Here is a 13,170-nt window from a genome sequence, read left to right as displayed (position 1 = left end):
TTCTACACAAAACGCCTAGATTATCTATTTTACCATATATGTTTATGATATAACAAATTATTTTTAATTTTTGTTAGACCTTTCTATACCAAAATGTTTGTATGCTTTTTCTGATGCTATTCTTCCCCTTGGAGTCCTTATTATAAATCCTTTCTGTATTAAAAATGGTTCGTACACATCTTCTAAAGAACCTAATTCTTCTCCTATATAATAAGCTAATGTTTCAATTCCAACTGGACCACCACTAAAATTATATATTATAGCTTCTAGAATTTTATTATCAACTTGATCAAATCCCTCACTATCTATTTCTAATAATTTTGCTGCATCATCAGCTATATCTTTACTGATTCTACCATCACCTTTAACTACTGCAAAATCTCTAACTCTCTTTAATAACCTATTTGCAACCCTAGGCGTACCTCTTGACCTTCTAGATATTTCAAGAGCAGCATCATCATCTATATCTGCGCCCAATATATGAGAAGATCTCACAACTATTTCCTTAAGTTCTTCATCATTATAATATTCCATAGGGCATAGCACTCCAAATCTATCTCTAAGTGGTGCTGTCAAAAGACCAACCCTAGTAGTAGCCCCTATCAATGTAAATTTAGGTAAATCTAATCTTATAGATTTCGCAGAAGCTCCTTTTCCTATTATTATATCCAAAGAATAATCTTCCATTGCAGGATATAATATTTCCTCTACAGCTCTATTTAATCTATGAATCTCATCTATAAACAAAACATCATTATCACATAAAGATGTAAGTATAGATGCTAAATCTCCCGCTCTTTCAATAGCAGGTCCTGACGTAACCTTTAAATTTCCACCCATTTCTTTCGCAATGATATTTGCAAGTGTGGTTTTTCCAAGACCTGGAGGTCCATAAAACAATGTATGATCCAATGGTTCATTTCTCATTTTTGCCGCTTCTAAGAATATTTCTAATCTGGCCTTAACCTTTTCTTGACCAATATATTCCTTTAACCTTTGAGGTCTTAAAGAGTATTCAACATCACAATCTTCTGATGTAAATTCAGAAGTAATAAGTCTATCTTCCACCTAGACACCCCTTTTCTATAACTCAATACATACTTTAAACCATTAAGTATCTCAAGCATTTTTTTATCATATCTTCTACAGTTGCTTCTTTTCCAACAGCTTTTATTGCCTTTTCAGCTTCTTTTTCTGAATAACCTAATGCTAATAATGCTCCAAAAGCTTCATTATGTATACTATCCATTTCTATCATAGTCTCATCTTTAACATCTTTGTCTATAATTTCATTTAAATCTAACTTATCTTTCAATTCAAGTATAACCCTTTGTGCAATTTTTTTACCTATTCCCGGAGCCTTTGTTATAGTTTTTTCATCTCCACTTAAAATTGCATATTTAAGATTATTTACATTACATATAGAAAGTAATGATAATGCAGCTTTTGCACCCACACCATTTATTGTTATAAGTAAATTAAACATACTAAGTTCTTCTTTTGTTAGAAATCCATATAATCCTATAAAATCTTCCCTTACAATTTGTATAGTATAAAGCAACACCTCTTCTTTTGTAGTTGGCATATTCGCCATAGTGTTTCCTGATGTAAATATTTTATATCCTATATTGTTATTTTCTATGACAACATAATCTTTATTTATACAAATAAAATTTCCTTTTATATATTCATACATTATTATCACTTCCTTAAATAAAAATTCATACTAATCCATTTTGTGTTGATTTAATCTAAATTTATGTCTTTATTCTTATAATAGATTAACATTTAAATATTTTTCATTCAACTCTAAACAATATTATAGCATGATTTATAGGGTTCCAACTTCGAAGTTTAAATAACGTCTTTATCAAATGATACTTCTAAGATTATAGTTTATTTCTATCATTACATTTGAAACCAAATAAAAAGTAAGAGTGAAAAAGGTTATAATACAAATTTAAATTTCTTTATAATAAAAATAGCAAACACTTATACACACAAGTATACGTGTTTGCTATTTTTTATGAATTACATAAAGCTTTTGCATATTCTAACGCTTCTTCTTTTGTATCAAATTGATATTCTTTTTTTCCTTCATAAAGTGTTTCTGTAAGATTTCCTTTATCTTTAATGTTATTTAATTTTATAGGTCTTTGATCTTCGCTTCTTCCATTAGGAACTACACTTTCTGCTATAATTAAATTTCCTTCTTGGTTTCTATTATAAATAACAACTTTTTCTCCACTAATTCCTATAAAAAATTTACCATTTCCATATTGGTATCCTTCAATGTCTTTTACAAACTCAATTTTATTATCTATACATTTGCTTAATTTGTAATTATATTCTTTATAAATTTCCTCTAGTTCTTTTTGAGTTAAACCTTTCAACTTGTCTTTATCTTTTTCAACTATTTTGTTCATTTTTTCATCTTCTATAAAATCATTGCAATTACTATATTTTATAAGGAATTTTATTTCAGCACCTTCTGATTTTATATTTTGAGATGCAGTTTCTTTAGTTAATGTATTAACATCTTTATCTTTAAAATTGTATCTACTTATTGTATAAGAACTAATAAATAAAATTAATAGTACTCCAGTTGAAATAGCTATTTGATTTTTATATTTTTTAATTTTTTCTAGCATATCTTAATTCCCTCCTTTATATAGGGAATTTTATCCATAAAGTATTTTTTTATACACTTTTCATCAATAATTTTTAAAATCAGTAGATTTTATGATAATATTAATAATATAATTTTTATAAAGTTATAATGTAGATAATTTTTTCAATAAATTTAATTTTCTAATTTAAATATTGTAAAAGGATGATTTTTATGTGTTTTTCAAAAAATATTACAACAAATTTTAAGAAAGTTGCTTTTATAAGTATTGTAATTTCTCTTATATCTCAAATGCATATTAATATATTTTCCACGGAACTTAAAGTATCGTTTGCCATAATATTACTCCCTATAACACTTTATGTTTTAGAAGATTTTAATGTGATTCTAGCTAGTATTTTTTCTGGATTAGGTGTTTTCTTGTTAAGAATTTTATTACATTTTCTTATCCATGGTAATTACAATAACATTTTGGCATTATATGCACCTGAAATATTGTTTTATATTGGTTATGGATTCCTTTTTTACTTATATACTAAACACTTTAAAAATAATTTTAACAGTAAATTTTTTTTCATTATAATGATTCTAATAGACTATCTTTCAAATTTATTAGAAATGTATGTAAGAATTGGGCCCGAATGCTTTTCTTCTACCATTCAGCAAAGTCTTATTTTCGTTGCTACACTTAGAACAGTTATAATTGTTATAATATTTTTTTGTCTTGATTACTATGAAATTTTATTATTAAAAAAGGAACACGCTGAAAGATATAAAAAATTACTTTTAACAACTTCTAAGCTTAAATGTGAAATTTTTTGGATGGAAAAGAACATGTACCAAATTGAAAATACTATGTCCATTTCATATGAATTGTTTGAAAAAATCAAGCAAAATAGAGATATAAAAACCTGGTCTACCTCAGCATTAACTATTGCAAAAGATATTCATGAGGTAAAAAAAGAATATTCTTTAATAGTTCGTGGTATTAAAGAAGCTTTAGACACCACTGATGTTAATAATTCAACCTCTTTCAAAGTTATACTGCTAATATTAAAAGAAACTATAGAAAGAGAAATTTATAATTCAAACAAAAATATAGAACTTATAATAAGTACAAACAATGATTTCTTGACAAATAAGCATTATTTTCTTATGTCAGTTTTTAGAAATCTTATCACTAATTCTACAGAAGCCATTTCACCATCTCCTAACTTAAATCATATATGGTTTAATCATACTTCAGATGATTTATATCATATTTTTGAAATTAAAGATGATGGAAATGGTATAAAAGAAGATCATCTAAGTTTAATTTTTTCTCCTGGATTTTCTACTAAAATAAATTATAATACAGGTGAAATTAATAGAGGTTTAGGTTTAAGCTTAGTTAAAGACATAGTAACCAAAGAGTTACAAGGAACTATCACTGTTGATTCTAAGGAAGATATTGGTACAAGATTTTTGATAAAAATACCAAAGAATATATTGGAGGTTTAAAGTTTATGAAATTTTTTCTAATAGATGATGATATAAATATAATAAATATATTGAAAATAATTATAGAAGATAGAGAACTTGGTGAAGTTATAGGCTATTCTACAAATGGATTAGATGGAATAGAAGATATTAAAAACCTTCTTCCTGATATTGTTATTTTAGATTTATTGATGCCGCTTATGGATGGTATTTCTGTAGTACAAGAATGTAAAAACATAAATACTAATTTTATTATGTTATCACAAGTAAATGCTAAAGATATGATATCAAAGGCTTATGAAAACGGAGTAGAATTTTTCATTCAAAAACCAGTAAATGCTATAGAAGTAGAGAAAATTATTAAAAACGTATCTAAAAATATAGCTATGAATAGAACACTTAATAAAATGCAAAACTTATTATTAAGCGAAATATCTCCAACAGATAATATATCTATAGATAATAATACACCAAAAGAATCTAAACATATTATAAAGCTAAAAACTGTACTTCAGAGATTAGGCATAATGGGTGAACTAGGTAGTAAGGATATACTAACTCTTGTAGAATATCTAATTGATTCTTATGAAACTGTTTATGATTATACTTTAAGTGAGTTATGCAATAAATTTACCGATAATCCTAAGACTATGGAACAAAGAATACGACGAGCTGCGAGTGTAGGCATGATAAATTTAGCTAATATAGGTATAGAAGATTATATGAATGAAATTTTCAACGAATATTCCAACACTCTTTATAATTTTGAACAAGTAAAAAAAGAAATGGATTATATTAGAGGTATTAGTAGTTCCCACGGAAAAATAAACATAAAAAAATTTATTAATGCACTTATCTTTTATAGCCAAAATTAAATTTTAATATTTAAATTAATTAGACATGAAATACAACTTATTTTTTTGCAAGTTATATTTCATGTTTTTTCTTTATTCTTTTTATTCTTTATTTATAATCTAGATAATAATTTCTAGAAAATATTTAATATCACTTAAAACCTTTTCATAAACCCAATAGATATCACATTCCAATTTAATGAAGTAAAGTGTTTTCTTTCTTTGATTTTTATTAATATATGTTAACATTTTATTGAATTTTCTTTATTTTGATTTTTTTATTTTTACTTTTTGTATTTTTCTGAGTTTTTTTGTAATCAACTATTATAATGATAAATAAATAAACTTTTATCTATTGAATTTATTGATTAATGGATTTACGTATTTATATAGGAGGGATTTTATGTTAACAATATTACAAGGAATAGGATTACTATTACTAACACTCACCCTTTTTTCGTTATTTAGTACTAAGATGCCTAAAGGTGGTAAGGCTATGTCTGGTCTTGCAAACGCTGCTGTAGCTACATTTTTAGTAGAAGCAATTCACAAGTATATCACAGGTGATTTATTAAACATAAGTTTTTTAAGTACTGTAGGTTCAACATCTGGAAGTCTTGGTGGCGTTGCTGCTGTTATACTAGTTTCTCTAAGTATGGGATCTAACCCTGTATTTTCAGTTGCAGCCGGAGTTGCTGTAGGTGGCTTTGGTATATTACCAGGATTTATAGCTGGTTATGTTGTAGGACTTATATCTCCTCTTCTTGAAAAAAAACTCCCTGAAGGTTTAAATATAATAATAGGAGCTCTACTTATTGCTCCACTTGCTAGATTATTAGCTTTTGCTGTAGATCCTATAGTAAATGCTACACTTGTAAATATAGGTAACATGATAACTGTTGCTGCTGAACAATCTCCTCTAATTATGGGATTCTTATTAGGTGGTATAATGAAAATGATTTGTACATCCCCATTAAGTTCAATGGCCCTTACTGCAATGTTAGGACTTAAAGGATTAGCAATGGGTATAGCATCTATAGCTTGTGTAGGTGGATCATTTACAAATGGAATAATTTTTCACAAACTTAAGTTAGGTAATAAGAGTAATGTAATAGCTGTTATGCTAGAACCTCTAACTCAAGCACATATAATAACTAAAAATGCAATTCCTATATATTGTTCTAACTTTATAGGTGGCGGACTTGCTGGCCTTTCAGCTGCATTCTTCAAAATTATAAACAATGCACCGGGAACTGCTTCACCAATCCCTGGACTTCTTGCACCTTTTGCATTTAATACTCCTAGAAACGTTATATTTGCATTAATTTTCGCTATATTAGGCGGTACAGTCGCTGGTATTTTAGGTGGAATTGTATTTAAGAATAAAAGAAATACTTCTTGCACATCTAAAATAGATAGTGAAATTGCCTAAAAATTAAGAAAAAAGAGTTTGGAATTTGTCATGTGGCTTTTCTCAAACTCTTTTCTTTATAATTAATCATATACGCCAGTAAGTTCATTTACTACCCATCTATCAATATCCCACTCCAAACATATAGTTTTTTCTTTTTCTTCAACTTCTTTACTCTCATCTACTATTTTAATTAATTTAAATTTACATTCACATGTAATATATTCATCTTTAGTTGTAATATCAGAAATCCCTATATCTTCTACTTCATAATAAACATTTTTCCTTTTATACTCTTCCAAACTCTCCTTATATGGATATAGTCTATCATTAATTATAATTGATTTTAATTTATCACTAACATATGGAACTATTGGAGCACAATTTTCATAGAAATCATTTTCTGTGTAAGTATCTTCAAATACTTTATTAATAATCTTATTATCTTTTTCATATACCTCTTTATTCACTGTATAAAATCCAGTTATAAACTTAGTTACAACATTCTCTATTTCATCTATTCCCTCATCAAATTTGATTTCATAGTATTCTTTCACTTCTTTATCTTCTTTTAATTTTACAACTAATGCAGCTTTTGAATTTTCTTCCCATAACACATTATTCCAATTCAATATATTTTGTGGCACATTTTCATAAAGTAATTCATTACTTGTAATTTTATCTTCCTCTAATTTTCCTGCATATAAATTAAACTTATTTTCAGATGACAAAGCTATATATATAATTTTTCTTTCATCTGGAGAAATTGTGTATGCAACATCCCTACCTTTTAAAATAGTTTTTATCTCGTTTTTTGTTCTATTAAAATAAAATAATCCTTTTTCACTATTAAAAGTTCCTGAAAAAATAATTTTTTCACTTTTTAATATATTAAAATCTGATATTCTATCTTTTTTGCCGTCTAGCTCTAGTATCGTCTCTGCCTTTCCGCTTAAATTTACACGCATTATTGCTCTATTTCTAAGTTTATTGTAACCTAAAAAAAATATATTTTTACCATCATTAGTTCTAAGTTTTTCTTCTTCACTTGAGTCACCTTTCATAAACTTTATTTCTTCCGTTGTATCTTTTTCAGTATCTTTAACTTTTATTATTTTAGTATCATCTTCTATAATCATACCAATTTCATACTTTGACTTAAATGCTGGTATATCTTTACTACCTTTTACACTTTTTTGTATAATAAATTGTAAATCATCTTCTTTTTCATCTTTTTCTCTTATATTTTCTTCTAAAATAACAATATCCTTTTTATTATTTTTTTCTTTACCTTTTTTATTTTCACAACCATAAAAAGTAATTGTCATAATTGCCGCCATAATTATTAATATTACTTTTAAATTTTTCTTCATATAATCATCCCCTTAAATTTAGAAGCACTTCTCATTATTATTGATCCCCTAATTCTGTACGCTCATTTATTACCCATCTATCAACATCATATTCTATTCCAATCTTCATTTCTTTTTCAGTAGTTTCTTCATCATTGCTTACTTTTTTAACAATTTGAAATTTACAATTACATTCTATATAGTCATCCTTTAAAGCTATATTTGTAACTTCTATATTGCTAGGTTCATAACAATATTTAAATTTAAATCCATCATTCCAACTATTATAAGGATACCATCTAAGAATATTTGTTTTAAACTCTTTATTTACATATGGGTTTATACTCTCAACTAAATCTTCTATTTCCTTGCCATTGTATACAATCATACAACCTTTATCATCTTTATACACCTTTACATCATTTTCAAGTTCTGTTTCCATATTTTGAAATGCATTTTCCGTTTTCATAGATATATCATTCATGACCTTATCATATTTTTTATAAACCTCTTCATCTACAGTGTAATAAAAGGTTATAAATTTTTTTATCATCATTTCTATCTCTTCAGTTCCTTCATCAAATGAAATAGTATAGTTTTCTTTATCACTTTTATCCTTTTTTATTAAAAGTATCTTAGAATTACTATTCCATTTTGAAGCATTAAGATTTAGTGACTTTCTAGAAACATTTTCATAAATCAAATCGTTTTTTAATAACTTATTTTCATTAAATTTTGCACCATATAAATTTAATTTATTTTTTGACTTTAATATGCTATACACTATCTTTCTTTCGTCCGGTGAAACTGTAAAAACAATGTTTTTTCCATTTAACATTTTACTTATTTCTTTATTTTGGTTATTATAATAAAAAACTCCACTTTCTCTATTATAAATACCACTAAAAACAATACTTTCATTTTGTAACAAATAAAAATTATTTATCTTATCTTTACTATTCAGTTCTATTACTTTTAATATTTTCCCACTTAAATTTGTTTTCATTATTCCCATATTCTTATCTTCATCATAACCTAAAAAAAATATATCACTACCATTATTAGTACAAAATTTATTTTTAATATATTTATCTTTCATTTGTATTTTTTCAATACTGTACTTTTTATTTTTTGTTTCATTATCTTTAACTTCTACTACATTGTCTTTATTTAACCTTACTTTATATCTACTTTTAAAAGGAACTATATCTTTTTCACTTTCATTTCTTTCTACACTTTTATTTATTTTAAATGTTAAGTGATCATCAATAGCTTTGGATGGATTGTTTTCTAATACTACAATATCATCTTTACTTTTATTTTTATCTTCCTCCTTTCCACTTTCACAACCACAAAAATTTATCATTATGCTTATAGTAATAATCATCAATAAATATTTTGAAATTTTTCTCCCCAACTCATCACCTCAAATTTAAAATACTTTTATTATTACTTACTATATTAGTTTTAAGTTGTTACCAATTTTAATATATATATTGCCAAGTTATTGCCAAATTTAAATTATTTCTAGTACCTGTTATTTTCATATACACGGAAACTCAATATTAACTTTATTTACTCCATTTTCATTATAAAAATCTAAATTTCCATAATGAAGCTTTGTTATAACTTTGCTTAAATTAAGCCCTATACCTAAACTTCCTTTTTCTTTTTCTTTATAATCCGTTGTTTTATTTATTACATTTATATTTACTTTATTTTCTTTAACACTTTCATTTATATATATAACCTCATTCTCTTTTCCATATTTTATAGCATTGTCTAAAATATTTATAAATACTTGCTTTAATTTATTTTCATCTCCCCAGATGAAAATATCATCTTCTAGCTCCTCATTTATATCCATATTATATTTATTGGCTTTAAAACTCATATGATAACAAATATCTTCGATTAAATTCGATATATTCACTTTCTTCATATCCAATTTACTCTCATTTAATATATCCTCTTTAGATACTTCTAAAAGTTCTATAACCATATTATGTAATCTTTCACTTTCATCCTTTATATGATTTAATGAAATTTTATTAAAGTCATTATCAACTTCTTCATTAATTAAAATTTCTGAATATCCTTTTATTATGGTCAATGGAGTTTTTAATTCATGTGTAACATTGTCAAAAAAGTTTTTTCTGTATTTTGCAATTTCATTTATATGTTCAATTTGATTACTAATTTTATTTTTCATAATTGAAATCTGATTTGATAATTCTCCAATTTCATCTTTTGATTTAATTTCTATGTTTTCATTATAATTTCCATTAGCAATTTCTTTAGCTACTTTATTTAACTTAATTATTGGTTTTGTTATAGATATGGATAATATATATGTGAATGTATCTAATACTATAAATCCTAAAATTATTATTAATTTTAGAGACTTAAATATTTTTTCTGATGATTTATATATATGAGTATAATATTTATCAAATGTAATTACACATAATATATTTTCATTTTTATATATAGGAAAGGCCACTGTTGCAACAGTATCTCCTTGTATTTTATTTATTTTAAATGAACTTTTATCTTCTTTTGCTAAGTCTATTTGTTTCATTTTTTTACTTTTAAATTCTGAATCATTTATGATTTTAAAAGTATTTCCACCATAGGATGTATTTATAACATGGTTCTTTTTATCATAAATAGTAACTTTGCAATCATTCATATTGCTTATTTCCTTACATAGTTTAGATGAATCTTCTTCAAAATAATGTTCATCTGAAAATAAAAAATCATTTTTAATGTATTCTTTAGATAAATAATATAAATTTTCCATTTCTTTTAATACTATTTTTTTATTATTTTCTTCCATAAGTTTATAAAATGATACGTTTAACATAATAAGAATTAGTATACTTATAGTTAATAATCCACATAAAAACTTGTATTTTATCTTCATAAAATCACCTCATTTTATATCCAACCCCAAATATTGTAGTAATTATAGATTGTCCACATTTATCATCTAATTTCTTTCTTAATCTTTGGACATGAACATCAACTGTTCTAATATCACCTTCAAAATCAAGAGTCCATACACTTTCTAATAAATTCTCCCTTGAAAATACTTTTTCTTTATTCTTTGATAATAACAACAATAAATCATACTCTCGTGGCTTTAATTTTATTTCTTCTCCACGCTTCTTTACTACTCTAGATTTTGTATAAATTATAATATCATCATTTACCTTTATAATTTCATCATCTTCTAAATTATAATATAGAGAAAATTTTTCTATTCTTCTTAAAATAACCTTTGCTCTAATTATTACTTCTTTAACATTAAAAGGTTTAGTTATATAGTCATCTGCACCTAATTCCAATCCTAATATTTTATCTTCAATATCATTTCTAGCTGTTAACATTAGAATAGGAATTCTATAATTAAAATTAACAGTTTTACATATATCAAATCCACTCATATCTGGAAGTATTACGTCTAAAATAATCAAATCTGGTTTAAACACATCTATTAAATCCAAACCTTCTCTGCCATTATATGCATATCTAACATCTAAATTTTCTTTTCTAAAAGAAAAATACAAGATATCTACAATATTTTTCTCATCTTCTATAATTAAAACTTTATTTTTCAAATTATCCCCTCACTTCAATTGTAAATGTATACAAAAGCCTTTGAATTTATAAAAACTCAAAGGCTTTTGTATACATTTATACTTTTGATTCAAACACATACACTTCTCTATTTTTTTCATCCAACAACATTGTTATCCAATCATTTTCTTTATTTTTAAATTTATGCAAACATAAAAAATCATTACTATTACCTATATCTAAATCTTTCTTTTTTAATTTATTATTAGATTCATTGTAAAACTTTTTCATGTCATACACTATGTACTCATTAGATTTATTCCAATTAGCTTCTTCCTTTATCCTTTTTATGTCATCTTGACTATATTCAAGCTTTTTGATACTTTCCTTGTTACCTTTAAAACTTCCCCCACTATCTAGTATATTTATTTGCTTATAAGGTTTTGGTAAACTTATATTCCAGTTTAAATTTAAAGCTTCAACATAAGTCTTCATAAATAAGTTTTTAAACATTACAACTTCAAAAAAGCATACTAAAATTATTACAAAAGAAACGAACCTAAAGCCCTTTTTTTTCTTTGTAACTGAACATATAATAGCTATAATACATAATACAAATAAAAATAGTAAAATTCCAAAAAAAGCTGTCAATTATTATTCCTCCCATTTTCTCAATACATTTTTATTGCCTATAGGAGTATATCATATTTTTTTTATAATATTATACATTTTTTAAATTATTTACTATAAGTTTACCTTTAAAACAATTAATTGAATTTAACTTTATTTTTATAAATATTATTTAATTATATATATATATAATGTCATTAATTGTCGTATTTTCTTCTATTATTACATATTTATAAATTTAATTAGTTACTTAGTCAAAAATTTTATTTTTCTTTACCAATAAATTATTACTCTCATCATTTTTATCTATCAAATGTAAAATATCTTTCCCTTTAATTAAATTTATTATTATAGGTGCTAAAATAACCATAGCATCCCTATATCCAAGTTCTATATTATTCATTAATCTTTGATGATCAAGAATAATTGTACCTATTCCATTTATAGGCTCTAAACTTGATGATGGAAAAATTTCAATAATATTGGAATCTTTAAATTCATCTTTATTTATTGGATTTTTATAAGACAAATGTACAACTATAATAAAATCACAATCATAACTTTTTAGTGGTGTTATCGGTACATTATCCACATTGTTTTTTGAGTATTGTGGTGCATTTATTCCCCCATCAGCATACCTATTACCATTAAAAGTTATAGGTTTAAATATATACGGAACTGCACATGATGCTAAAACAATTTTTTTAACATCTTCCTCACTAAATTCATCTAACTTAAAATATTCTGGTCTTTCCTTATCTATATTATATGTACAAGCATATATATCTTTTTCTGACTTTCTTACAGTTTCAATATCCACGAAATCATCAATAAAATTTTCTATACCACTTTGAGATAAAAGCCCTATATCACTAATTTTCAATTCTTCCAATATTCTATTTTCACTATGTCTAACTCTATTTATAAGCTGCGATACCTTAGCTATTCTTATGCTTTCTTGCTTATGTATAAACCTAGAATATGAAAGACTACTCCATCCACTATTTAAAATTTCTTTATCATTCATGGCTAAAAATAGTGCATTAATACTACCTATAGAAGTTCCTGAAACAACTTTAATATTATCTACTAAATCAAGTTCCCATAACGCCTTAAACACTCCAACTTCATATGCTCCTTTAGCTCCGCCTCCAGAAAGCACAAGCCCTATATTTAAATGTTCTAAATCATAACTTATATTCATACTATCACCTACATCTATATATCTTTAAA

At 25.1% G+C, this 13,170-nt stretch carries 12 protein-coding genes; 3 read left to right on the top strand and 9 right to left on the bottom strand.

The genetic code is table 11. The annotated features are described in order from the left end of the window. Positions 1-63 precede the first annotated feature (63 nt). From ruvB to BN346_RS17405, 3 genes are all read right to left on the bottom strand, one after another. On the bottom strand, positions 64-1,068 hold the full coding sequence (gene ruvB / locus BN346_RS17415; RefSeq protein ID WP_040330251.1) for a Holliday junction branch migration DNA helicase RuvB: 1,005 nt from the start codon (positions 1,066-1,068) through the stop codon (positions 64-66). 34 nt (positions 1,069-1,102) lie between these two features. After that, on the bottom strand, positions 1,103-1,696 hold the full coding sequence (ruvA, locus tag BN346_RS17410; protein ID WP_040330250.1) for a Holliday junction branch migration protein RuvA: 594 nt from the start codon (positions 1,694-1,696) through the stop codon (positions 1,103-1,105). 328 nt (positions 1,697-2,024) lie between these two features. Further along, a complete protein-coding gene (locus tag BN346_RS17405; RefSeq protein WP_040330248.1) occupies positions 2,025-2,651 on the bottom strand; it encodes a hypothetical protein in 627 nt (208 codons plus the stop codon). Positions 2,652-3,211: 560 nt separating this feature from the next. Between BN346_RS17405 and BN346_RS17400 the strand changes: the two genes are divergently transcribed. The 3 genes from BN346_RS17400 to BN346_RS17390 all read left to right on the top strand — a co-directional run bounded on the left by BN346_RS17400 (position 3,212) and on the right by BN346_RS17390 (position 6,394). Further along, the gene (locus tag BN346_RS17400) at positions 3,212-4,129 is read left to right on the top strand and encodes an ATP-binding protein (RefSeq protein ID WP_158644512.1); all 918 of its coding nucleotides are present in this window, start codon (positions 3,212-3,214) and stop codon (positions 4,127-4,129) included. A gap of 5 nt (positions 4,130-4,134) precedes the next feature. After that, complete coding sequence (locus BN346_RS17395; RefSeq protein WP_040330246.1) at positions 4,135-4,983, top strand: response regulator; 849 nt, start codon at positions 4,135-4,137, stop codon at positions 4,981-4,983. A 382-nt stretch (positions 4,984-5,365) separates the two neighbouring features. After that, positions 5,366-6,394 carry a PTS sugar transporter subunit IIC gene (locus tag BN346_RS17390; RefSeq protein WP_051540479.1) on the top strand — a complete coding sequence of 343 codons (1,029 nt, stop codon included), beginning with the start codon at positions 5,366-5,368 and terminating at the stop codon, positions 6,392-6,394. Positions 6,395-6,456: 62 nt separating this feature from the next. On the opposite strand, the gene BN346_RS17385 is transcribed toward BN346_RS17390, so the two are convergent. The 6 genes from BN346_RS17385 to BN346_RS17360 form a co-directional block, all read right to left on the bottom strand. Beyond that, positions 6,457-7,746, bottom strand: coding sequence for a hypothetical protein (locus BN346_RS17385; protein WP_040330244.1), 1,290 nt, complete (start codon positions 7,744-7,746; stop codon positions 6,457-6,459). Positions 7,747-7,783: 37 nt separating this feature from the next. Then, a complete protein-coding gene (locus BN346_RS17380) occupies positions 7,784-9,142 on the bottom strand; it encodes a hypothetical protein (protein WP_040330243.1) in 1,359 nt (452 codons plus the stop codon). Positions 9,143-9,268: 126 nt separating this feature from the next. Then, positions 9,269-10,651: a sensor histidine kinase gene (locus tag BN346_RS17375; protein WP_040330242.1), complete on the bottom strand. Its 1,383-nt coding sequence runs from the start codon at positions 10,649-10,651 to the stop codon at positions 9,269-9,271. Positions 10,652-10,655: 4 nt separating this feature from the next. Beyond that, positions 10,656-11,348, bottom strand: a complete 693-nt coding sequence (locus tag BN346_RS17370; protein WP_040330241.1) for a response regulator transcription factor — start codon at positions 11,346-11,348, stop codon at positions 10,656-10,658. A gap of 76 nt (positions 11,349-11,424) precedes the next feature. Continuing rightward, positions 11,425-11,958: a hypothetical protein gene (locus BN346_RS17365; protein WP_040330239.1), complete on the bottom strand. Its 534-nt coding sequence runs from the start codon at positions 11,956-11,958 to the stop codon at positions 11,425-11,427. Positions 11,959-12,187: 229 nt separating this feature from the next. Beyond that, positions 12,188-13,141, bottom strand: a complete 954-nt coding sequence (locus BN346_RS17360; RefSeq protein WP_040330238.1) for a patatin-like phospholipase family protein — start codon at positions 13,139-13,141, stop codon at positions 12,188-12,190. Positions 13,142-13,170: the final 29 nt, after the last annotated feature.

The sequence above is a fragment of the Clostridium ihumii AP5 genome (assembly GCF_000612845.1).
GTDB lineage: Bacteria > Bacillota > Clostridia > Clostridiales > Clostridiaceae > Clostridium_J > Clostridium_J ihumii.
This window is presented reverse-complemented; position numbering and strand designations above follow the sequence as displayed.